The sequence below is a fragment of the Thermodesulfobacterium sp. genome, assembly GCF_030445475.1.
GTDB lineage: Bacteria > Desulfobacterota > Thermodesulfobacteria > Thermodesulfobacteriales > Thermodesulfobacteriaceae > Thermodesulfobacterium > Thermodesulfobacterium commune.
Window position 1 is genome coordinate 101,315 of the sequence record NZ_JASUTP010000001.1, and the last position, 22,961, is coordinate 124,275.

The 22,961-nt window shown below is 37.2% G+C and carries 24 protein-coding genes; 12 read left to right on the forward strand and 12 right to left on the reverse strand.

What is annotated here, in order from left to right; all coding sequences use genetic code 11:
- Positions 1–10 precede the first annotated feature (10 nt).
- Genes PWP26_RS00530 through lysS form a run of 3 tightly spaced genes read right to left on the reverse strand, consistent with a single transcriptional unit; the run spans position 11 to position 3,441 of the window.
- Positions 11–709 carry an ABC transporter ATP-binding protein gene (locus PWP26_RS00530; protein WP_287567599.1) on the reverse strand — a complete coding sequence of 233 codons (699 nt, stop codon included), beginning with the start codon at positions 707–709 and terminating at the stop codon, positions 11–13.
- On the reverse strand, positions 702–1,934 hold the full coding sequence (locus PWP26_RS00535) for an FtsX-like permease family protein (RefSeq protein WP_301398755.1): 1,233 nt from the start codon (positions 1,932–1,934) through the stop codon (positions 702–704). Before PWP26_RS00535 ends, PWP26_RS00530 begins: the two co-directional genes overlap by 8 nt.
- A gap of 13 nt (positions 1,935–1,947) precedes the next feature.
- Entirely contained in the window at positions 1,948–3,441 is a 1,494-nt protein-coding gene (gene lysS / locus PWP26_RS00540) for a lysine--tRNA ligase (RefSeq protein WP_287567602.1), read from the reverse strand.
- Between the two features lie 208 nt (positions 3,442–3,649).
- Between lysS and PWP26_RS00545 the strand changes: the two genes are divergently transcribed.
- The 3 genes from PWP26_RS00545 to PWP26_RS00555 are packed head-to-tail and all read left to right on the forward strand — an operon-like array spanning position 3,650 to position 5,246.
- Positions 3,650–4,165 (forward strand): bifunctional nuclease family protein, encoded by a 516-nt coding sequence (locus tag PWP26_RS00545; RefSeq protein WP_287567604.1) that lies wholly within the window; start codon positions 3,650–3,652, stop codon positions 4,163–4,165.
- 11 nt (positions 4,166–4,176) lie between these two features.
- The gene (locus tag PWP26_RS00550) at positions 4,177–4,824 is read left to right on the forward strand and encodes a histidinol phosphate phosphatase domain-containing protein (RefSeq protein ID WP_287567605.1); all 648 of its coding nucleotides are present in this window, start codon (positions 4,177–4,179) and stop codon (positions 4,822–4,824) included.
- Complete coding sequence (locus tag PWP26_RS00555; protein WP_301398756.1) at positions 4,782–5,246, forward strand: hypothetical protein; 465 nt, start codon at positions 4,782–4,784, stop codon at positions 5,244–5,246. The genes PWP26_RS00550 and PWP26_RS00555 overlap by 43 nt, the downstream gene beginning before the upstream one ends.
- Before the next feature lie 31 nt (positions 5,247–5,277).
- Here PWP26_RS00555 and rlmB read toward each other — a convergent pair whose 3' ends face one another.
- From rlmB to PWP26_RS00585, 6 genes are all read right to left on the reverse strand, one after another.
- Complete coding sequence (rlmB, locus tag PWP26_RS00560) at positions 5,278–6,015, reverse strand: 23S rRNA (guanosine(2251)-2'-O)-methyltransferase RlmB (RefSeq protein ID WP_301398757.1); 738 nt, start codon at positions 6,013–6,015, stop codon at positions 5,278–5,280.
- Positions 6,012–6,632: a guanylate kinase gene (gene gmk, locus PWP26_RS00565; protein ID WP_022854637.1), complete on the reverse strand. Its 621-nt coding sequence runs from the start codon at positions 6,630–6,632 to the stop codon at positions 6,012–6,014. The genes rlmB and gmk overlap by 4 nt, the downstream gene beginning before the upstream one ends.
- Complete coding sequence (locus PWP26_RS00570) at positions 6,619–6,900, reverse strand: DUF370 domain-containing protein (protein ID WP_022854638.1); 282 nt, start codon at positions 6,898–6,900, stop codon at positions 6,619–6,621. Before PWP26_RS00570 ends, gmk begins: the two co-directional genes overlap by 14 nt.
- Positions 6,901–6,977: 77 nt before the next feature.
- Positions 6,978–7,715, reverse strand: a complete 738-nt coding sequence (gene pssA / locus PWP26_RS00575) for a CDP-diacylglycerol--serine O-phosphatidyltransferase (RefSeq protein ID WP_287567610.1) — start codon at positions 7,713–7,715, stop codon at positions 6,978–6,980.
- 4 nt (positions 7,716–7,719) lie between these two features.
- The gene (locus tag PWP26_RS00580) at positions 7,720–8,361 is read right to left on the reverse strand and encodes a phosphatidylserine decarboxylase (RefSeq protein WP_287567611.1); all 642 of its coding nucleotides are present in this window, start codon (positions 8,359–8,361) and stop codon (positions 7,720–7,722) included.
- A 4-nt stretch (positions 8,362–8,365) separates the two neighbouring features.
- Entirely contained in the window at positions 8,366–10,228 is a 1,863-nt protein-coding gene (locus PWP26_RS00585; RefSeq protein ID WP_287567613.1) for an ASKHA domain-containing protein, read from the reverse strand.
- Positions 10,229–10,450: 222 nt separating this feature from the next.
- Between PWP26_RS00585 and PWP26_RS00590 the strand changes: the two genes are divergently transcribed.
- Together PWP26_RS00590 and PWP26_RS00595 are read left to right on the forward strand one after the other, a co-directional pair.
- A complete protein-coding gene (locus tag PWP26_RS00590) occupies positions 10,451–11,479 on the forward strand; it encodes a mechanosensitive ion channel family protein (protein ID WP_287567614.1) in 1,029 nt (342 codons plus the stop codon).
- Between the two features lie 60 nt (positions 11,480–11,539).
- Positions 11,540–12,034 (forward strand): rhodanese-like domain-containing protein, encoded by a 495-nt coding sequence (locus tag PWP26_RS00595; protein WP_287567616.1) that lies wholly within the window; start codon positions 11,540–11,542, stop codon positions 12,032–12,034.
- A 53-nt stretch (positions 12,035–12,087) separates the two neighbouring features.
- On the opposite strand, the gene PWP26_RS00600 is transcribed toward PWP26_RS00595, so the two are convergent.
- A complete protein-coding gene (locus tag PWP26_RS00600; protein ID WP_301398758.1) occupies positions 12,088–12,549 on the reverse strand; it encodes a hypothetical protein in 462 nt (153 codons plus the stop codon).
- A 93-nt stretch (positions 12,550–12,642) separates the two neighbouring features.
- On the opposite strand from PWP26_RS00600, the gene purM reads away from it, so the two are divergent.
- Genes purM through PWP26_RS00635 form a run of 7 tightly spaced genes read left to right on the forward strand, consistent with a single transcriptional unit; the run spans position 12,643 to position 21,003 of the window.
- Positions 12,643–13,686: a phosphoribosylformylglycinamidine cyclo-ligase gene (gene purM / locus PWP26_RS00605; protein ID WP_301398759.1), complete on the forward strand. Its 1,044-nt coding sequence runs from the start codon at positions 12,643–12,645 to the stop codon at positions 13,684–13,686.
- Between the two features lie 12 nt (positions 13,687–13,698).
- Positions 13,699–14,553, forward strand: coding sequence for a glycine--tRNA ligase subunit alpha (gene glyQ, locus PWP26_RS00610; RefSeq protein ID WP_287567619.1), 855 nt, complete (start codon positions 13,699–13,701; stop codon positions 14,551–14,553).
- Positions 14,546–16,621: a glycine--tRNA ligase subunit beta gene (glyS, locus tag PWP26_RS00615; RefSeq protein WP_287567621.1), complete on the forward strand. Its 2,076-nt coding sequence runs from the start codon at positions 14,546–14,548 to the stop codon at positions 16,619–16,621. Before glyQ ends, glyS begins: the two co-directional genes overlap by 8 nt.
- 9 nt (positions 16,622–16,630) lie before the next feature.
- Positions 16,631–18,544 carry a selenocysteine-specific translation elongation factor gene (gene selB, locus PWP26_RS00620; RefSeq protein ID WP_273011855.1) on the forward strand — a complete coding sequence of 638 codons (1,914 nt, stop codon included), beginning with the start codon at positions 16,631–16,633 and terminating at the stop codon, positions 18,542–18,544.
- Positions 18,544–19,224: a uracil-DNA glycosylase gene (locus PWP26_RS00625; protein WP_287567623.1), complete on the forward strand. Its 681-nt coding sequence runs from the start codon at positions 18,544–18,546 to the stop codon at positions 19,222–19,224. The genes selB and PWP26_RS00625 overlap by 1 nt, the downstream gene beginning before the upstream one ends.
- A complete protein-coding gene (locus tag PWP26_RS00630; protein WP_287567624.1) occupies positions 19,199–20,488 on the forward strand; it encodes a nodulation protein NfeD in 1,290 nt (429 codons plus the stop codon). Before PWP26_RS00625 ends, PWP26_RS00630 begins: the two co-directional genes overlap by 26 nt.
- On the forward strand, positions 20,485–21,003 hold the full coding sequence (locus tag PWP26_RS00635) for a hypothetical protein (protein WP_287567625.1): 519 nt from the start codon (positions 20,485–20,487) through the stop codon (positions 21,001–21,003). Before PWP26_RS00630 ends, PWP26_RS00635 begins: the two co-directional genes overlap by 4 nt.
- On the opposite strand, the gene PWP26_RS00640 is transcribed toward PWP26_RS00635, so the two are convergent.
- Both PWP26_RS00640 and PWP26_RS00645 read right to left on the reverse strand, forming a co-directional pair.
- Positions 20,981–22,192, reverse strand: coding sequence for a pyridoxine 5'-phosphate synthase (locus PWP26_RS00640; RefSeq protein WP_301398760.1), 1,212 nt, complete (start codon positions 22,190–22,192; stop codon positions 20,981–20,983). The genes PWP26_RS00635 and PWP26_RS00640 overlap by 23 nt on opposite strands.
- Positions 22,192–22,959 (reverse strand): tRNA (adenine-N1)-methyltransferase, encoded by a 768-nt coding sequence (locus PWP26_RS00645; protein ID WP_273011872.1) that lies wholly within the window; start codon positions 22,957–22,959, stop codon positions 22,192–22,194. The genes PWP26_RS00640 and PWP26_RS00645 overlap by 1 nt, the downstream gene beginning before the upstream one ends.
- Between the last annotated feature and the right edge of the window lie 2 nt (positions 22,960–22,961).

Below are 22,961 nucleotides of genomic sequence, written 5' to 3' on the forward strand. Positions count from 1 at the left end.
AGCTTAACCCCTATTTGAGGGTCTCTTTTTCCCATTTTACCAGAAAACCGTTTTTTAGCAAAAAAATTTTTTTCATTCGTTTAGCTAAATCCCAGTTATGGGTTATCATCACCACTGCGGTGTTAAAATCTTGGTTAAGAGTTAAAAAAGCGTCTATTACCTCTTCTGCACTTGCTGGGTCAAGGTTCCCTGTAGGTTCGTCTGCCAGCACCAAAACCGGATTTAAAAAAAGCGCCCTGGCAATGGCTGCCCGTTGTCTTTCTCCTCCAGAAAGAGAAGAAGGCTTATGGTGTTTTCTATGAAAAATTCCAAGTTTTTGCAAAAGAACCTCCGCCCTTTGCATACATTCCTCTATGGTCAGATTGGCAATCAACCCTGGAAGGATAACGTTTTCCAAAACCGTAAACTCTGGTAATAAATGATGTAGCTGAAACACAAAGCCTATCCTCTTTCGTGTTTCAAGGATATGCTCCTCTTGTTTATAATCTATCTTTTTACCCAGAAAATATACCTCTCCGTTTGTAGGCTGATCAAGGGTACCCATAAGGTTTAACAAAGTGGTCTTCCCAACCCCAGAAGGTCCTACTATCGCTATAAGGTCTCCTGGATATACCTCCAAGTCGATTTTTTTTAATACCTCGATCTCTTCGTTTGCATGTTGGTATTTTTTTGATATAGATTTTAGGACTAAAACAGGAAGGTTATCCATGGCGTAAAACCTCTGCAGGCATAACCTCAGAAGCTTTCTTAGCCGGATAAAGGCAGGCTAAAAGACTTATCAAAAAAGAAATCAAAACGATAACCAAAAGGTCGAAAAATTTTAAAGAAACCGGCATGTATTCTACTGGATAAACATCGCTCGGGAGTTTTACCACTGGATATTTAGAAAGAACCCAACAGAGACTTCCTCCTAACACCAAACCTAACAATACCCCTATAACTGCAAACAAAAAGCCACTATAAAAAAACAGGATCATTACATCCTTAGAAGAGGCTCCAAGAGCTCTTAAAATAGCTATATCCATTTTTTTCTCAGAAACAAGCATGATCATGGCGGCGATTATCGTAAAAAGGGAAACGGCAATCATAAGACTTAGCACTACAAAGAGACCTAACTTTTCCATCTTAAGGGCAGCAAAAAGGTTTCTATTCCATTCTTGCCAGTCAAGGATTTGAACTCCAAAACCTAAGGAGGAAAGCAACCTATCTTTGTAAATCCCTGATTTAAATGGGTCTTTTAGCTTAATCTCTAAAGACCTGTTGGTAGGGGTAAGATAAGAAAAAAACGTTTCAGAAGGGGCAAAAACAAGGTTTAAATCAAAATCATAAACCCCTGTTTCAAACCAACCTACTACTTTTAGGTCTAATATTTTTGGCATAAAACCGAAGGGGGTAAACATACCCTGAGCACTCATAAAATTTAAAACTTCTCCTACCCCAAGCCCTAACCGGTCTCTTAATTTTTTACCTACTACCACCGGAACTACTTTCTCTTCTTTGGCACTTATTAAAAAATCCTTCTCTACATAAAATACCTTAAAACCTTTTTCTTTGGCCAACATATCTAAGTTAGAAGCTTTAAGCACTATACCTATAGGATGGGAACGAGCGATGATTAATCCCTGAATAGAAGATGTCTCCTGAAGGCTTAACAATTGGTCTTTAGGAATCTCTTTTTCTACTAAAGTCTTTATCTTAGGGGTTAACCCTTCTTCCCAGAAGGTGATCGTGATGTGGGGGTTTAAACTTAAAATCTTTTCTGCTACTGCTTCTTTAAAACCAGTTATTACGGCATTTACTACAGTTAAGGCTCCTACACTGAGAGCTACCCCTAAAACAGCAATAACCGCTATTATCCCTGTAAAACGCTCTCTTTTCCGTGAAAAAACATATTTTAAAGCTAACCAGAGCCTCCAGTGGTTAGAAAAACTCATTCAAAATATCCTTTTAAAGATCCTCTTTTTTCCTTAAGTGAGGGAAAAGAATGACCTCTCTTATCGAGGGACTGTCGGTAAAAAGCATAACCACTCTATCTATACCGATACCTTCTCCCGCACAAGGAGGCATACCATATTCAAGGGCTCGGATAAAATCTTCGTCAATCTCTGGAGGGATTTCTTCGTCTATTTCCCTTAGTTTAAGTTGTTCTTCAAACCTTTTTCTTTGGTCCCTTGGGTCATTTAACTCTGAAAATGCGTTAGCTACTTCTTTTCCTGCAATATACAGCTCAAACCTCTCTGCAAAATCAGGGTCTTCATCACTTCTTCTGGCTAAGGGAGAAACCTCTACAGGGAATTTTATCACAAAGGTAGGTTGTATAAGTTTTGGTTCTACTAATTCTTCAAAAAGCTTAGTCCACCATTTACCTATACGTGGATCTTTTAGGTTTAGCTCAATTCCTTTTTCTTTAGCAAACTTAATAAGTTTTTCCTTTTCAAAGAGTACTTCCCTAGGAACACCTCCTAACTCTATAAGAGCTTCTAAGAACTCAATCCGTTTCCAAGGAGGAGTAAAGTCTATCTCTTGACCTTGGTAAGTAATCTTAGGGCTACCTGTTATTTCCAAAGCAAGCCCATAAAACAACTCCTCGGTTCTTTTCATAAGATCTTCATAGGTAGCATAAGCCTCGTAAAACTCTAACATAGTAAACTCTGGATTATGTCTACTTGAAACCCCTTCATTTCTAAAATTTCTGTTAAGTTCAAACACCTTATTAAAACCGCCTACTATAAGTCTCTTTAGATAAAGCTCAGGCGCTATCCTAAGGTACAAATTCATGTCTAAAGCGTTGTGATAGGTAATAAAAGGTTTAGCAGCAGCACCGCCTGCTATAGGATGCATCATCGGGGTTTCTACTTCTAAAAATCCTTGAGAAATAAAATAATCTCTTATATACTGAATAATCTGGGTCCGTAGTCTAAAAAGCTCTCTTACCTTAGGATTCATGATAAGGTCTACATAGCGCATCCGATACCTTAACTCAGTATCTTTAAGTCCGTGATATTTTTCAGGTAAAGGCCGGAGAGCCTTGGTTAAGAGTTTAAAACTCTTCACTAATATGGTAATCTCACCGGTCTTGGTTTTGATAAGCCTTCCTTTAACCCCTATGATATCCCCTATGTCTATAAATTTCTTAAAAAAATCAAAATCTTCTTGAGCCAACTCATTTTTAGCCACTAAAATTTGAATTTTATCTGTATCATCTTGGAGATGGGCAAAAATAAGTTTACCCATCTCCCTTTTTGCCATAATCCTCCCTGCTACCACAAATTCTTGGGTCTTTTTTTCTATCTCCTCAGGGCTTAACTCTTGGTATTTTTCTTTTATATATTTTGCTTTATCTTTAGGACGAAAATCGTTGGGATAGGTCTTAATTCCCATAGACTCAAGTTTGGCAAGTTTTTCAAAACGCACTTTGATAACCTGACTTTCCTCTAACATCTATTATCCCTCCAAATTTTTTACTCCAGCCCTATTTTATTACGAATTTTACTTTTTCCAACCTACTTTAAAGTCTGGAGGTAAAAAACAGTAAAAGGCAACCTTTCAAATTCGAAACCATACAAACCCCTTTGTATTGCTTGACTTTTTAAAGATTAAGTCTTAACATATTAAAAATAAAGAGGGTATAAAAGGGGGGTTTGATTTTATGAAAATAAAAATGGTGTTGCATGGAATAGCCATGGATCCTATGTCTAACAGTCCTGTGATGTTATTAAAAGAAGCAGAAGGAGAAAGGATTCTTCCCATTTGGATAGGGGTTTTAGAAGCTACTTCTATCGCAGCCAAGTTAGAAAACATACAGTTTCCAAGGCCATTAACCCATGACCTAATCAAAAATATATTCGAAAACCTGGGGATTACTATTCCCAAGGTTGAAATCGTAGACCTTAAAGACAATACTTATTATGCCCTTATTACCATAGTTACTGGAGATAAGGTTTTAGAAATAGACTCCCGTCCAAGCGATGCTATAGCTTTAGCTTTAAGGCTTAATGCGGAGATCTTTGTAGATGAAGAGGTATTCAAGAAGAGTCAAATTTATTCTGAAACCCCAGTGACCGAAAAACAAGGAGAATTAGTAATCACCACCAAAGAGGAAAAAGAAAAACTAAAAGATTTTCTGGAAAAGCTGGATCCTAAAATTTTTAAATACAAAATGTAGAGGATTGCAATTTGTTTGATTTGCATTGCCATTCAGTTTTTAGCGATGGAGAACTTATTCCAGCAGAGTTATGGAGAAGGGTTCAAGCTTTAGGCTATCAAGCCATAGCCATTACCGACCACGTAGACCACTCAAACTTCGAACACATCCTTCAAAGTCTTTTAAAGTTTAAAAAATCTGTTCAAGGGTTAATCCCAGAATTTATCGTAGGTGTAGAAATAACCCATGTACCTCCAGACCTTATTCCTCCTCTTATCAAAGAATGTCGAAAAGCTGGGGCAGAGATAGTGGTAGTCCATGGAGAAACTATCGTAGAGCCTGTGGCTGAAGGCACAAATCTTGCCGCTATCATGGGAGAAGCCGACATCCTTGCTCATCCAGGGCTTATTAAGCCTGAAGAAGTAAAACTTGCAGCTCAAAAGGGAATCTTTTTAGAAATATCTGGGAGAAAGGGACACTGTCTTGCCAATGGACACGTAGTTAGCTTGGCTAAAACTTATGGAGCCAATCTGGTAATAAACTCAGACGGACATAGTCCCTCAGATTTTATGTCCAAAGAATTAGCTCTTAAAGTAGGGATAGGAGCTGGGCTTTCAGCTGAAGAAGTTAAAAAGGTATGGGAAATCGCTCAGAAAAGGTTTCTAAAAACTTCTTCATAGAAAAGCAACTTTCTTTTATCTTTAGCACCTTAGGGTACCCTGAAACTTTGTTTAAATTTAATACCAAACTTTTCATATCTCTCGAAGACTTTTCCTATGAGTTAACCCTACCTCTTATCATCCAAGAAAAAGATTACACCTATTTTTGGGTAGACTACAAACCTCAAAACTTTTTATCTTGTTTTGAACGAGGTTTTATAAGCTTAGCAAGACTTGTTAGTAATCCTTTACCTTTCTTTGGAGTTATAACCAACCTTACAGAGTTTATATTAATAGACTTTTATCAAGGAAAAACCTCTAAAGGAAATAAAGAAATAATTCCACCTTATGGTAAAATAAAAACCTATCCTCCTGGTCCACCCAAACCCTTTAACCCTGAAATTGAAACCAAAATATTGAGGCTTTTCCTAAAAGGGGGATGAAAAAACTTAGCAAACAGGCTGTAAGCCGGGCTTAAAAAATTGAGCGTTGTCTTTGGGTCTCAAAAAGAGCTATAGCAGCAGCTACCGAAACATTAAGACTTTCTACCTTTCCTTTCATCGGAATTTTGGCTAAAAAGTCGCACTGAGTTAAAATTCCAGGTCTAATCCCTTTTCCTTCGTTTCCTACGATTAAAACCAAAGGAATTTTAAGGTCCAGCTGATATATGGACTTTTCGGCTTTATGGGTAAGTCCTAATACCCATAAACCTTTCTCTTTAAAAAATTGAAGAGCATGTTTTAGGTTGGTAACCTTAGCTATAGGGAGGTTAAACACAGCTCCTGCAGAAACTTTAGCTACTGTTTCTGTCACTTCACAGGCTCTAACCTTAGGGATTACCACTCCATGAACCCCTGAGGCATCAGCACTACGGATGATAGCCCCTACGTTATGAGGATCTTCTACCTCGTCCAACATGACCACCAAAGGCACTTCACTTCTCTTTTCCCAGTTGGCTACTATATCCTCTAAATCAGCATAATTAAAAGTTAAAAGATAGGCCACCACCCCTTGGGTGTTTAGATGTGCTGGTATTTTGGGAGGTAATTTTTCTGAGATTTTAACGGGAATCCCAAGTTTTTTCGCTTTTTCTAAAATTTGATATTTTTTTCCTGAGAGACGGTTTTTATCAAACCATATTTTTTCGATAGACTGAGGGTTGTTTTTAAGAGCCTCTAAGACAGGGTTTATTCCATAAATAAAAGAGGTCATAGATTAAGGTTAAAGTTAGATAAAAAATATTTCCACTGAGGATTTCTATAAGGTCTACTTAACTCTGCTTTAACTATCGAAAAGAAAAGCTCTTTACTTTTTTCTAAGTTTTCGTTTACTATCACATAATCAAACCAAGAGGCAAACCTGAGTTCTTCTTTAGCCCTTTTTAAACGATTTTGTACCTCAGCCTCGTTTTCTGTACCCCTTTGAATGATACGGGTTTTTAGGGACTGAAGGTCAGGAGGGGCTATAAAAATAAATATGGCATCTGAACCAAAATATGACTTAAGTCTGGTGGCCCCTACCACCTCTATGTCTAACACTAAGTGTTTGTTCTGGGTAAAGGCCTTTTCTATCTCTGTCTTTGCCGTTCCATAAAAGGTCCCAAAAACCTCTACCCATTCTAAAAATTCATCTCTCTCTATCATCTCTAAAAAAACAGAACGACTTACAAAATAGTAATGTTTTCCATCTTCTTCCCCAGGACGTGGAGCTCTAGTAGTATGAGAAACAGAAAAATAAAATTCATCCTGAGGCAAATCCTTAAGTATCGTGCTTTTACCAGCCCCAGAAGGACCGGTAACCACTATGATTAGTCTTTTATTCCTCTTCATCTTTCTCCAACCTTTCTAACCCATCAGACATCAGCCTTTGAGCTACAGTTTCTGCTTGTATAGCAGAAAGGATGATATGATTGCTATCGGTGATGATGATAGAGCGAGTCTTACGTCCCTGAGTGGCATCGATAAGCCTTCTGGTTTCTTTGGCCTCTTCCTTTAACCTCTTCATAGGAGCAGAGTTTGGATTTACGATAGCAATGATTCTATCTGCAACCACATAGTTGCCAAAACCTATGTTTAAAAGTTTACAACTACATCCCATAAAAACCTCCGTAAAAAGATAATTTTGGTTTAAAAGAGATTAATCAAGTTTATCTCTAGTTATTGTAAAACATTTTTCTATTTTGTCAATTTTTCTTTAAAATCCTTTCTTTTACGAAGTTTTTTTATGACTTTAATACTCTTGGTTTTAAAAAATAAAGCCGGTCCTAATAAGGTATATACTACGATTAGAACAAAGATAGAGTAAGAAGGATAGGCAGCGGAGATGGTAAGACCACCTACAAAAAGCAGTAACAGATAAAAATTTTGAGATTTTTCTATTTTTATGTGCTTAAAGCTGGGATATTGGATAGGAGAAACTAACAGGTAAGAGACAAGGCTTACAGCAGTTAGAGTAGCCCATTTAGGAAGCTCAAAATCAGGACGATAGGATTGTATAAAAAGCACAGAAGAAGCCAAAATAGCCGCTCCTGCAGGTGAAGGGAGTCCTTCAAAATAACCAAGCCCAGAATGGACTTTTACGTTATATCTTGCAAGCCTTAAAGCTACACAGGTAGTATATAAAAAACAACTCACCCATCCCAGTTTACCAAATTCTATAAGCCAAAACTGGTATATAAGAATAGCAGGAGCTACTCCAAAAGAAATAAGGTCACTTAAAGAGTCATATTCAAGGCCAAACTTAGAAGTCTGCTTTAAATATCGAGCAATCCTCCCATCAAAGATATCAAAAACCATCGCTAAAAAAATAGCCCAGCCAGCTTTAGTAAAATCTCCGTGTATGGAACATATGATCGAATAAAAACCAAAAAAAAGGTTAAAGGTAGTAAAAATGTTAGGTATTAGGGCTAACATAGTTTTAATCCTTCTTTAATAACACCCGACCCAAAACAGTTTCTCCAGCAAAAACTTTATGTCCTTCTTTTACATAGATTTCAGAGTTTTCAACCGGGAAAAAAAGCTCTACCCTTGAGCTAAACTTTATGATACCAATAGGGTCTCCTGCGACCACATCATCTCCAGGAAGAACAAAAGCCCTTATCCTTCTTGCAACCATCCCCGCTATCTGTACCACCCAAAAAGGAGTACCATCTTCTCGTTCTATAAGATAAAGTTGTTTTTCGTTTTTCTGAAAAGCTTCTTCTTTAAAAACAGGAAATTTTTCTCCTCTTACATACTGCATACGTAAGACTTTCCCCGTGATAGGAGAGCGGTTGATATGAACATCCCATAGCCTCATAAAAATCCCTATTCTCCAAAGGGGGGCAGAAAACCAAGAGGGATTTTCTTCTATCCGACAAGTAACTACCTTTCCGTCCGCAGGAGAGATGATGAGTTCTGGGTCTAAGACAGGTTCTCTTTTAGGGTTTCTGAAAAAAAAGGCATTAGCCAACCCTATTCCTAACCCTAAGAGCGCCGCTTTTCTTTTTTTAAACAAAAGGCTTGTCCCTGCAAACAGCAAGGGATAAAACACCCAAGGGAAGCCTTCTTTGTGCACCATAAAATTACTCCTTTTTATTTTTTATGGTAGGGAATAAAGTTTCGTCTGTATGAGGTAAAAACAGGGCAGCTACATAGGTCTCCATATAACCTGGGTAGTTTGAAAGCTCTAAGTGGGTCATAGACTTAGCTATGTCTCTCATTTTAGCAAACTTTTCTTGAGAAAGAAGGGCTATTTTAGCTCCGAGTAAACTGGTGTTACCTAAAAAGAAAAACCGGTCTCTATCTAAATCCGGTAAAAGGCCTATAGAAATAGCGTCTTCTACATCAAGATAGTTTCCAAAGGAACCTGCTAAATAAACCCTCTCTATGTCTTTTAAAGATAACCCTACAGACTCAACCAAAACCTGGCATCCCGCAAAAATAGCGGCTTTGGCTCTGATAACATTATCTATGTCTGCTTCAGTAAAAACTATGTCTTCTCCTGTTTGGGTGTCTTGTTTAAAAACCACTACATACTCCCACCCTTCTTCCCCTCTTCTTATACGGGGATGAATCAGGTCTTTTTTAATTTTTCCAGATTTATCTATGATCCCTACTCTAAAAAGAGAGGCCAACAAAGAAAGGATTCCCGAGCCACAGAGACCTATAGGTTTTGTTTTACCGATAGTAACCACCATGGGTTCATAAGTATAAGGGTCTATGTTTACCATTTCTATAGCACCAAGGGTGGCTCTCATCCCGTGTTTTATACCGCCTCCTTCAAAAGCTGGACCGGCAGAACAGGCAGCACAAACCAAAAAATCCTGATTCCCTAATACTATTTCTCCGTTAGTTCCAAGGTCTATAAAAAGGGTCAAAGGGCTTTCTTCATACATCTTAGAAGCTACCACACCCCCTACTACGTCTCCTCCGACATAACTTGCTTTACAAGGAATAATCTGGATAAGTGCGTTTAACTCTGTAAAACCTAAATCTTTAGCCCAGAAAACAGGAAATTCAGTAGCTACTGGAACATAGGGATATTCTCTTAAATATCTTGGCTCAAGTTCAAGAAAAAGATGGGTCATCACTGTATTAGCCGCTAAAGAAATAAGTTTCACCTCTTCTAACCGCCCTTTTGATCCCAAGGCTTCTTTTATCAAAAGGATTAATCTTTCTTTTAAAACCTCAGATAATATCTTTAATCCTCCATCTCTTCTGCAAAACTCTATCCTGCTAATAACATCATCACCATACTTGATTTGAGGGTTATAATCTGAACTAAAACCCAAAACTTCTCCTTTCTTTAAGTCAACCACCTCTACCTGTACGGTGGTAGTTCCAACGTCTATCGCTACCCCTAAAAAGGGCTCTAAAGGCTCTGCGGTAAGGTCTAACAAGAATGTTTTAGGATTATCTAAAGCCTGATAAACATAAGCTATGGTTTCGAAATTTTTTTGACGAAGAACATGGGGAATTTTTCTTAAAACTTCTAAGGAAACCTCTGGTTCCGAGATACCCTGTTTATAAAGCCCCTCTTTTAGTCTGTTAAAATCTGCGGTGTTTTCCTCCAAGGTCGGAGGGGTTAGTTTCAAAAATACTTCTTTAACCGGAGGGGAATCAAAATCAACTTGAGATAGTTCTAGAAACTTAGCCCTTTTTTTAACAGGGCGATATAACGTTTTCTGGTCTAAGAAAGTAGTTAAGGGGACTTCTACCACCACGTCTGTTAGAGGGTAACTACCACAAGCCTTATAATACTGACCTTCTAAAATCTCTCCTTTCAGTTCTCCTGAAACCAACCTTACTTTACACCGATTACAGCTTCCGGTTCCACCACAAGAGGCGTTGATATGAATACCTGCTTTTATTGCTACATCAAAAAGGGTCTCCTCTTCAAGAGCCTCATACTCTTCGTTAAACGGTAGAAACTTAACCTTAGGCATTTTTTCTAATCCCTTAAAATCCTTAAAGCTAAACCTGTATTATACCAAACTAAAAAAATTGTTAAACTCCTTAGCCAAAGGTATCACTAAGTTATGTGTGATAAATTTGTACTCAACTTTAATCGATTGAACCGTTGAATTTTTTAACGTTGTCTTTTATAGTATAATTTTATACTATTTATACAATAGACAAAACCTAACATAAAATTTGGAGGATAGCTTATGTGGGACCTTCTTCCTATCTATCTAAAAACTTTTATTTTTATAGCCTTAGTGATAGCTGCTTCTTTTACCATAAAATGGGGGATTAAAAAAAAGTTTAGCTTTCTTGAGAATTTGGTTGGAATAAAACTAAAGGAAAAAACGGTAAACCTTATTTCTTGGGCCTTTTTTCTCTGGGTTTTCACCTTGGGTCTCTATTTGGTAAACGAACTTCATAACCCTTTACCGACACTAAACCCGCTTATCAATAAATTACTGATCATCTTTTTTGTATTTTCCTTAGTTTGGTTTATTTCTCAACTTATAATAACTCTTATTACTCAATATTTAACCCAAAGATTTGAGGTCATACCCAGTGTTTCTATCATCGAATTGTTAGTAAAAATAATTATCTTTTTTATCGGGTTTATTTTGGTTTTAGACATTTTAAAAATAAACATAACTCCTTTTATCACTTCCTTAGGTATAGCAGGCCTTGCGGTGGGATTGGCTTTAAAAGACACCCTTGAAAATCTATTTTCTGGACTTCATATCTTGATGGCCAAACAAATCAAACCTGGAGATTACATCATGTTAGATAACAATTTAGAAGGCTTTGTGGAAGATATTTCCTGGAGAAACACCATCATACGTCAACTCTCAAACAACCTTATCATCGTTCCTAACTCTAAGATATCTTCTTCAGTGATCGTTAACTACAGTCTTCCTGAACCCGAACTAAGCATTTTAGTTGGAGTAGGGGTAAGCTATGATAGTGATTTAAACAAGGTAGAAAGGGTGACGATAGAAGTTGCTAAAGAAGTACTTAACACAGTTAATGGGGGTGTCTCAGAGTTTGAACCTTTTATCCGCTATCATACCTTTGGGGATTTTAGTATCAACTTTAACGTAATCTTAAGGGTAAAGACTTATGTAGATCGATATCTGGTGGCTCATGAGTTCATAAAAAAACTACATCAAAGATACAAAGAAGAAGGAATAACAATACCCTTCCCTATAAGGACAATCTATCTCCAAAAAACCTCTTGATTTTTTAGAAAGTGGATTAATATTATCTAAAATAAAATCCTAAAAACAGGAGGTGTGGCTATGAAAGCAGGTAAGTTTCTTTTAAGTTGGTTTTTCAGTTTTTTGGTATTCACCTTTTTAGCAGTAAACACAGGTTTTACTGCTACTCCTTTAAGTAAAGAAAGGGTAAAAGAGGCTAAGACAGTTTGTGGTGTACAAGAGGTAGATGTAGAAGGTGCTAAGAAACTCATAGCTGAAGGAGCTGTTATACTTGATGTAAGGGAATATACAGAATATAAAGCCGGACATATTCCTGGGGCTATTTGGGCACCAAGAGGGCTTTTAGACTTTAAAGCCTACGAGTGGCTTCCAGACAAAGAAAAAACCTATTTAGTTTATTGTAGAACTGGAGGAAGAGGGGTAGTAGCTACTTGTGACCTTAAAAAATTGGGTTACAAAAAGGTTTATAATTTAAAAGGTGGTATCGCTGCCTGGAAGGAAGCTAAGCAACCTATAGAAACTGGAGAGCCTGAAGGTCCAGGTAAAGGGATGAAAAAAGCAACCTATATACACTAAAACTAAAATCTTTTAGCAGAAGGGGGATATCCCCCTTCTGAACAGTTTTTCAACTATAGATTTTTCAGCACCTTTTCTTCAAGATAAGCAAAAAGTTTTCCAGGTAGATAAAGGCCACAACCTAAAACCCATTTCTCATCTTTAAGAACAACGTAACCCGGTTCTAAGTCCAGGTTTATTTCTACCTTTTTATGTTTTTTTAACTCTTCTATAAGTTGAAAATCAAGGGTTACTATATTTTTGGTAGCAAAATTCCCAAACCTTTGCAAGAAAGCAGAGGTAGGCTTAAGATAAGAAGAGACTTTTCTTAGAAAAAGAAGACCTACAGTTTGGACCTCAAGAGAGGTTAAGCTTTCTAAATAAGGAGTTTTAGGAAAAAGCCAAAAGTTTGAAACTCCTTTTAATACTTCGTAGTCTTCAAAGAGAGAAGGAGAAAAACCGAACCTCTCTTCTAAATAGTCAAAAATTTCTTTTTTCTCTTCTTCATTAACTTTTTTAGGGAATTTTCTTTGCATATTATTTTTTCCTCATCGTTAAAGAATCTTGTTTTTAAAAAAATATAATATAAAATTTTGAAATCATCAAACATATTGACCAAGGGGATTTCTATGAACGCTGCAGAAAAGTATAGAGCTGCAGGGGTTGACCTGGAAAAAGCCAATCTTTTGGTAGAAATCGTTAAAAAATACTCTTCAAGTCTTCCTCAAAAAGGGGTTCTTTCGGGGATTGGAGGCTATTCTGGACTCTTTTCTTTAGACTTAAATAACTATAAAAACCCTGTTTTAGTGTCTTCTACAGATGGGGTTGGCACTAAAATCAAGCTTGCTATCAAGTTAGGAAGCCATAAAGGGATTGGGATCGACTTAGTGGCTATGTGTGTAAACGATATCATTACCTGCGGAGCTAAACCACTTTTCTTTTTGGATTATTTAGCTTTTGGGAAGTTTGAAGAAAAAATTTTTGAAGAATTGATCGCAGGGATAGTAGAGGGATGTAAGATCTCTCAATGTGCCCTTTTGGGTGGAGAAACAGCAGAAATGCCAGGAATGTATGCCCCTGGAGATTATGATTGTGCAGGTTTTGCGGTGGGAATAGTTGAAAAAGAAAAGGTTATAGATGGCTCAACCATCTCTATAGGAGATGTCTTAATAGGAATACCTTCAAGCGGGCTTCATAGCAATGGATTTTCTTTAGTAAGAAAAATTTTGGAAGAAAAACAAATAAGTTTAGATTATATTCCCGAAGAGTTAGGAAGACCTATAGGAGAGGTGGTTCTTACCCCTACCAAAATTTATGTGCCTATCATGTTAACCCTTACTAACAAAGGGTATAACATCAAAGGTTGTGCTCACATCACAGGAGGTGGTTTTATAGACAACCTTCCAAGGATTTTACCCAAAAACTGTAAGGTAATAATAGAAAAAAATACATGGGAAAAACCGGTGATTTTTCAACTTCTTCAGAAATGGGGAGAGATCTCTGAAGAAGAGATGTATCACGTGTTTAACTGCGGAATAGGATTTGTTTTGATAGTAAGTAAAGAAGAGATAGAGGAAATAACTAGTCTTATTTCTGCTTTAGGGGAAGGCTACTACATAATAGGATATGTTGACAAAAAAGAGGAAAATGAACCACAAGTTATATTGGTTTAGAGGGGTTGAGACATGTATTTTCAGGAGGTGATTGCTACTTTAAATCGTTTTTGGGGAGAAAAAGGGTGTGTAATACTCCAGCCATATGATATGGAAGTAGGGGCAGGCACCTTTCATCCTGCTACTTTTCTTAGGGCTCTTGGACCTGAACCTTTTGCCTGTGCCTATGTACAACCTTGCAGAAGACCTACAGACGGAAGGTATGGAGAAAACCCTAACAGATTACAACATTACTACCAATATCAAGTTATCATTAAACCCTCGCCTGATAACATCCAGGACCTTTACCTGGAAAGTCTTCAAGCTTTAGGTATTAATCCTAAGGAACATGACATAAGATTTGTAGAAGACGACTGGGAATCTCCCACCTTAGGAGCCTGGGGATTGGGTTGGGAGGTTTGGCTTGACGGGATGGAAATCACTCAGTTTACCTATTTTCAACAAATAGGAGGTTTTGACTGTTCTCCGGTAACGGTAGAAATTACCTATGGGCTTGAACGTATTACCATGTATCTTCAAGAGGTAGAAAACATTTTTGACATAAAATGGAATTCAAAATATACTTATAAAGACATCCACCATCGCGGAGAAGTAGAATACTCTATCTATAACTTCGACGAAGCAGATGTAAACCTTTTAAAAGAACTTTTTGACAAATACGAAGCCGAAGGCAACAGACTTTTAAGTTTAGGTCTTGCGCTTCCAGGTTATGACTTTGTGATCAAATGTTCCCATACCTTTAATCTTCTTGATGCAAGAGGAGTTCTTTCCCCTATAGAAAGAGCAAATTACATAGGTCGTGTGAGAGGTTTGGCAAAAAAAGCTGCTGAAACTTGGCTAAACAAAGGAGAAAGGGAAGATGAATAAAAATCTTCTTTGGGAAATAGGGACAGAAGAGCTTCCGGCAAGGTTTATCGAACCTGCCCTTTTAAGCTTACAAAAGGCCGCAGAAAAAAAATTAAAAGAACTTTTTTTAGATTATCAAGAAATCAAAACCGCAGGAACATTTAGGAGATTGGTCCTTTTTGTAAAGGATCTTTCAGAAAAACAACCAGACAGAGAAGAAGAAGTTTTAGGGCCTTCTATCAATGTAGGGCTTACTAAGGAAGGAACCTTTAGTCAGGCATTAATTGGGTTTGCTAAAAAGTACGGAGTAAACCCAGAACACCTTAAAACTAAAAAAACCCCTAAAGGTGAGTATTTTTACTTCAAAAGAACCATTCCTGGACAAAAAACAAAAGACCTTTTACCTTCCTTACTTTTGGCTCTATTTAAAGAAATCTATTTCCCAAAAACCATGAAATGGGGAGATTATGACGTAAGATTTGGTCGTCCCATAAGATGGATGGTTTGTCTTTTTGGGGAAGAAGTCATTCCCATTGAAATAGCAGGGGTGCAAGCAACAAACCAAACCTTAGGTCATCGTTTTTTAAGCCCATCTCCCATCGTGCTTAACAAAGCAGATTGGGAAGAATATGAAAAACAACTTGAAAATAACTCTGTTATAGTTTCTCCTGAAAAAAGATTAACTTTTACTAAAAAAAGCATCTTTGAGGTTTCTCAACCCTATGGTGTGCCTGAAATAGATGAAGACCTCTTAAAAGAAAACGCCAACTTATTAGAATATCCCTTTCCCATAGTAGGCAGTTTTCCAGAAAGTTTTTTAACCCTCCCAGAACCTCTAATCACAACTGCTTTAAAAGAACATCAGAGATATTTCTGTATTAGAACCCTTGAGGGAAAACTTCTTAACTATTTCATCGCCGTGAATAACAACCGTCCTAAAGATTGGGGGGTAGTAAAAAAAGGACATGAAAGGGTTACTAAGGCCAGGCTTGAAGATGCCAAATTTTATTTTGAAAAAGACCTTAGTCAACCCCTTTCCTACTTTTTAGAAAAAATTAAAGGTATAGTTTATCATATCAAATGCGGAACCCTATGGGAAAAAACTCAACGGTTAATAGATCTGGGTAAATATTTAGCGTTAAAATTAGATTATCCATACCTTCTCTCTAAGATAGAGAAAACCTGCCTTTACGCTAAAATAGATACAGCCTCAGAGGTAGTAAGTGAATTTCCTTCGTTACAAGGAGTTATAGGGAAGATTTTGCTTGAGCATAAAGAAGAAAAGGATATTGCAGAGGCAGTTTTCGAACAGTATCTCCCCTCCCCCAAAGATGAAACCCTCCCTCAGTCTTTTGAAGGAATAATTCTTTCATTAGCTGATAAAATAGACCATCTTTGCGCCCTTTTTGGGGTTAACGAAAAACCCTCTGGAGAAAAAGATCCTTATGGGCTTAGAAGAGCAGGTTATGGCATAGTAAAACTGCTTATAGGAAAAGAAAAATTCTTAGACCTGGGAGAAGCTATAGAGTTTTCTCTTAGCTTGTTAGAAAAACAAGGGTTTCTGAAAAATCCTGAGGCTTTAGAGGAAGTTACAGAATTTATCAAAAAACGCTTAGAGGGAGAGTTTTTAAACTTGGGTTTTAGCAAAAACGTGATAGGGGTTGTGCTTCAGTTACCTCTAAATCCTTATGACCAATACCTAAGACTAAAAGCCCTTTCAGATTTTCAGGAAAAGAAAGATTTTGTTGACCTTATTACTGGATTTAAACGGGTAGCCCAGTTGTTAAAAACCGTAGACAAACAAACTCTTTTAGAAGAAGTTGAAGAAAACCTTATCGTATTAGAAGAAGAAAAAGAGCTTTATCAACAGGCTTTAAATCTAAGACCAGTTTTACTTGGCCTGATAGAAAAAAAGGATTATCTTTCTTATTTAGAACATTTGGTAAGTCTTAAAGAACCGATAGACAGGTTTTTTGATAAGGTGTTTGTGATGGTAGAAGATGAGGATTTAAGAAACAACCGTTTAAAAATCTTACAAAGGGTGGCTGAACTTTTTGAAAGGTTTGGTGACTTCACGGCCTTTATTTAAAGGTGGGTTATGAAAAGGGTGATCATAGGAACAGCCGGTCATATAGATCACGGAAAAACCACCTTAGTTAAAGTTCTTACCGGAATTGATACAGACAGACTAAAAGAAGAAAAAGAACGAGGCATTACCATAGACATAGGGTTTGCCCATTTAGTTTTACCTTCAGGCACCCTTGCAGGAATAGTAGATGTTCCTGGTCATGAAAGGTTTATTCGAAACATGGTAGCTGGAGCCTCAGGTATAGACCTTGTTATCCTTGTAGTGGCTGCTGACGAAGGAGTTATGCCTCAAACCAGAGAGCACATAGAAATTTGCGAACTTTTAGGGATTAAAGACGGAATAGTGGTTTTAACCAAAGTAGATTTGGTAGAAAAAGACTGGTTAGACCTAATAAAAGAGGATTTAAAGGAATTTTTAAAAAACACCTTTTTAAAAGAGGCACCTATCTTAGAATTTTCAGCAGTTACAGGACAAGGTAAAGAAGCAATAATTAAAGCACTAGATGAAAAGGCTTTAAAGGTCTCTGCCAAGGTAGAAGACCAACCTTTTAGGCTCCCGGTAGACGGGGTGTTTACCGTAAAAGGGTTTGGAACGGTAGCTCGTGGGACAGCCATTTCAGGTAAGGTTTATCTTAACCAAAACTTGGTAGTTTATCCAAAAAATCTTACTACAAAAGTAAGAAACATTCAAGTTCACGGAAAAAACGTGGAAGTAGCTTATGCAGGGATGAGAACTGCACTTAACTTGCAAGGTATAGAAAAAGAAGACATAGAAAGAGGAGACGTGCTTGCAGAACCTGAAGTCTTAAAACCTTCTCAGTGGATAGATGTAAAACTTGTGTCCTTAAAAAGCATAAAACCTCCGATCAAAAACTTTGAAAACCTTCTTTTTTATATCGGAACCAAAGAAACCGTAGCCAAGGTTTTCCTTTTAGGAAAAAACCAGTTAAACCCAGGGGAAGAAGACGTAGCTCAATTGTTTGTGCAAGTTCCAATAGTTGCCTGGAGGGGAGACAGATTTATCTTAAGACGAGCCTCTACTAACCAGACAGTAGGCGGAGGGGAGGTTTTAAACCCTGTAGCTTATAGAAGAAAAAGAACTAAACCCTGGGAAAGAAAAGAAGTCGAATACTTAGCTCAGGCTTCGGAAAAAGAGCTTATCCAGTTTTGGATAGAAAAAAAAGGATTTTTAGGTATCTCTAAAAAAGACCTACAGATTACCGTTTCTCTCTTTGGAGAAAGGTTTGAAAAACTCTTAAAAGACTTAAGTAACAACTTGATTGAAATCAAAGACGGAGAAAAGGTCTTTTATTTTAGTAAAAAAGCAGAAGAAGACCTAAAAGCAGAGATTATCACTGGTTTAAAAAATTTTCACATGAACAATCCCTTTAGCCCTGGACTTACTAAGGAACTACTAAAAACAAGAATTTCTTCCTTTGTTTCAGAAGGATTTTATCAGTACGTCCTTGAAAGTTTGATACAACAAGGGATCTTAGGAAAAAATAAAGAGATAATCTTTCTAACCGAGTTTAAACATCTAAACTCTGAAGAAAAAGAAAAGTTAAAAAAAGAGCTCGAAGAAAAGTTTCTTTCAGAGGGATATACCCCACGGGATTTTGAAACCATCCTTCTTGATTTTAAAGAAAACTATAAAGCCGCTAAAGAGCTGGCACAGGCCTTATTAAAAGAAGGCGTTTTGGTAAAACTTACTGACAAACTAGTCTTTCACGCTAAAATTTTAGAAGAATGGGAAAATTTAGTAAGGACTGCCTTTCAAAAGAAAAAGGAATTAGAGCTAGCAGATTTTAAAAACCTTACTCCAACCCAGGTGAGTAGAAAATTTTTAATTCCTCTGGTAGAATATTTAGATAAAAAAAAGGTTACCCTTAGAGTAGGGGACAAAAGGATATTAAGAAAAACTTAATGGATGTTAAAGCTGAAATAATTAAAAACCTTCTATACCTTAAAGAAATAGGCTTAACCAGTATTCCAGCTTCTGAGGCTATCAAAAGACTTCTCCAACGCGAAATCTCTTTAGAAGAAGATTCCCTCTCAGCTCTAAAAGACAAAATTATTCACTGTAAAAAATGTTCCCTTCATAGGGTTAGAAAAGCAGTGGTTTGGGGTGAAGGTCCTACCGAACCTGAAGGATTGATGATAATTTCAGAATATCCTGACCGAGACGAAGATTTTTATGGGAAACCTTTCGTAAAAGAAGTAGGTAACCTGCTTGACCGCATGCTTAATGCTATCAATCTAAAAAGAGAATTGTTTTTTATTACCCATACAGTTAAATGTAAAACTCCGGGTGGGAGGCCACCTGAGCCCGAAGAGATAGAAGCCTGTAGACCATATCTTTTAAAACAAATCAAATATTTAAGACCTAAGCTGATTTTAGCGTTAGGATTTACTCCTCCTAAGGTGCTTTTAGAAGGAAAGAGCCTAACCTTGGTTAGAGGGAAGGTGTTTACCCTTAAGGAAACCTCTCTCTTTTTTACCTATCATCCAGCTTATATTTTAAAAAATCCTGGAATAAAAAGGGTAGTATGGGAAGATTTACAAAAATTTAGGAAGCTTTATGAAGAGATATTTTTATCTAATTAGTTTAGTACTTGTTTGTTTTTGGGTCTCTTATTTAAAGGGTGCAGAGCCAAGAAAGGTTTTTCATGTAAAAATCGATGCTCCTATCACTCCTGTTATAGCTAATTTCATAAGCTATGGGATAGATCTTGCCAATAAAGAAAAGGCTGAAGCTTTTGTCATAGAGCTTGATACCCCTGGTGGGCTTGTTGAGTCTACTAGGGAAATAGTAAAGGACATCTTACAAAGTAAGGTCCCTGTTATAGTTTATGTAAGTCCCTCTGGGGCAAGAGCTGCCTCTGCCGGTACCTTTATTCTCCTTTCCTCACATTTAGCGGCGATGGCTCCTGGTACTCACGTAGGAGCTGCTCATCCAGTAGAACTTACAGGCAAAGCTGATAAAGAGGTAATGAACAAGATAATAAACGACTTGGTAGCCTGGGCTAAAAACCTTGCTCAAATGCGTAACCGCAACGAGACCTTTGCAGAAGAAGCCGTAAGAAAAAGTAAAAGCATTACTGAGACCGAGGCACTACAAACTGGAGTAATAGAAATCATAGCCAAAGATTTAAACGACCTTTTAGATAAGGCCCACGGAAGGCAGGTTTTCTTAGGAGAAGAAAAACGGGTTTTAAACCTTAAAAACGTCCGGATAGAAAAAATACCTGAAGACCTAAAGACAAAAGTGCTAAAAATTTTAACCAATCCGAATTTAGTATATTTCTTACTTATGTTAGGGTTAGCTGGCCTCTATTTTGAGTTATCTCACCCTGGAAGCATATTCCCTGGTGTATTAGGGGCTGTATGTCTTATATTGGCCCTGGTAGGGTTAAGTGTTATTCCTGTTAACTATGCAGGGCTGGTCTTTATTTTATTAGCCGGTGTGCTTTTCTTCTTAGAACTTCAGGTAACCTCACATGGGCTTTTAACCTTAGCCGGAGTAATCTGTCTTTTCTTAGGTTCTATCATGCTTTTTGGTAAGAACCCGCCTGCTTTAAGGGTTTCAACCCCTGTTTTATATTCTTTGGTGCTTATCTTTTCTTCGTTATTAGCAGGTATCACCTATATCGCCCTTAAAACCATACGGAAAAAACCGGTTTCAGGAAAAGAAGGTATGGTAGGAAAAGTGGGGAAGGTCTTAAAAGAAATAGGACCTGAAGGTGGAAAGATATTCATCGAGGGAGAAATCTGGCAGGCTTATGCAGATGAAACCATTCCGGAAGGAGAAAAGGTAGTAGTGGTAGAAAAAGATGGTCTGATCTTAAAAGTAAGGAGAAAAGATCGATGAAAAACCTCTTAAACATAGGAATAAGCTTATTAATTCTTATAGTTTCTCCTGTGATCGTTTATGGGGAAATAGCTTGCGACCCTAAGGTTTTATACCAGGCAGACGAAAAGTTTTTTGTCAGTCTCCCGGGATATCAAACTACCCAGATAAAAGAAACTAACCTCAATTTTTTTGGAAAGATCCATAATAAAGAAAGAACCTACAAAAACGCAAGCGCCAAGGTTAGGGTCAGGATATTTTGGGGAGAAAATTTAATTCCTAACTGGCAAGATTTTATTTTAAATCTTTTAGAAATTTCTAAAAATGAGCTGAAAGACGGAGAAATCGATGGAATAAAGGTTAAATTTTACGAAAACGGAGAAAAAAAGGTAATAGTTGTGCCCATTTTAGAGGAAATTTCTCAAGGATTTTTAATTTTATTTAGCTCTAAGGACCTAAGCTTAGAAGCCCTCAAAAATTTCGTCTCGCAGTTTCCGATAAAAACCCTCTGTTCTACCCCCGAGCTTTCCAAATGAGTTCTTTCATCTCTCTTACTGCCTCTTTCATGCCTACCATGATAGCCCGAGAAACGATACTATGTCCGATACTAAACTCTTCTATCTCAGGAATAGCAGCCACAGGCCCTATGTTTTCATAACTTAAACCATGTCCTGCATGTACGATAAAACCAAGTTCTTTGGCTAACCGAGCTGCGGTTTCTATTTTACCAAACTCTTCTTCTCTTTTTAACTCATCCTCTGCTTCAGCATACATCCCTGTATGTATTTCGATGATCTGAGCCCCGGTTTTTTTAGCAAGCTTTATGGCTTCCTCATCTGGGTTTAAGAAAAGGCTTACCTTAATACCTGCCTTGTTTAGCTCCTTTACTGCCTTTTTTACCTTTTCTACATTTCCGGTTAAATCCATTCCGCCTTCGGTGGTGATTTCTTCTGTCCTTTCTGGAACTAAGGTTACCTGGTAAGGTTTAATCTCTTTAGCAAACTTAATCAATTTCTCATCTATGGCCATCTCTAAAATCAGTTTGGTTTTAATCACCTCTTTTATCAACCTTACATCCCTTTCTTTTATATGTCTTCTATCTAATCTTAAATGCACAACGATTCCGTCAGCTCCTCCTAACTCTGCCAGCACGGCTGCATGCACAGGGTCAGGATAAGGGGCTTTTCTTGCCTCCCTGACTGTGGCCACATGATCCACGTTTACCGCAAGTTTGGCTGGCATATACTCCCTCCTTTTTAAAAAGTTTAAAACCTCTTCTTTACCTTCAGAAAATCCTACTTTTTCAAACAATTGTATCTCTTTTTTTAACATAAGCCAAGGAGAAAAAATTCCCTTTTCGTGGTCATAGTCAAGGAGATGAACCAACCCATGAATGGCTAAACTTAAAAGATAGTTTTTAAAGTTTAATCCATAAAATTCTGCCTCCTCCTTAGCCTTTTCTACCGAAATAATAATCTCCCCCAAAAGGTTGCTTGGAAAACCCTGTTTACCAAAAAAAGAAAAAGAAAGCACATTAGTAGGATAGTCCCTTCCTAAGTATTTAAGGTTTAACTCCCAAATGGTAGAATTATCAACCAGGGTTAAAGAAACTTCTTTTTTATAAAGCTTTAGTTCTTTTAAAGCTTGATTTAACCTTGAAGTTATTTTCTTTTCTAAATTTTTTGAGACAAAGTTCTTGCATGAGGTAAAAACAAAAACAGGCATTACTTTTCTACCACCTTTTTAGCAAAGATTAAATATCCAGTATGAGCAACCATCCTATCTTCTGGTCTTAACCTTTCAGGATTGGGTTTGTATTGCCTAAGTAGGATTTCAGAAACCTCTATGTCTAAGAAAGGTAAACGCTGTAACTCTAAAAGGCATCGAGAAACTTGATTAGCCGTAGGGACAAGAATTCCTAAAAAATGACCTCCTTTCAAGGACTCCCAAGCTGCTGGGATCAACGTCCAGGGTTCCTTTAAGTCTAAAAAAACCGCATCTACTTCTTTTTCTTCAAAAGCCTCAGTTATTTCTACGTTCTTAAAAATTACTCTATCTAAAAGATTAAGCCTTTCAAGGTTTTTTATAGCAATCTTCTGAAATTTTGGCTCCTTCTCGTAAGAAATAACCCTTCCCTCTTGACCAACCATAAAAGCAAGGGCTGTAGTTAAAGCCCCAGAACCTCCACCACATTCTAAAACCAAACTTCCTGGCCCTACGTTAAGTTTAAGTAAAATATACCCTATATCCTTAGGATAAACTATTTGAGTAGCCCTTTCAACCTTCATCAAAAAGTCATAAAGAGAAGGTTTTAACACATAAAATTTTTCGCCCTTTTTTCCATAAACTATTTCTCCGTAGTTTTTTCCGATCAAATCTTTTAGGTCTAAAAAATCTTTATGTGTGTGAAAAGAGGTATCTTTCACCTCAACTAAATACTTTTTTTCATCTGAGGTTAAAATAAGAACGTAGTCTCCTTCTGCGATCTTCATAA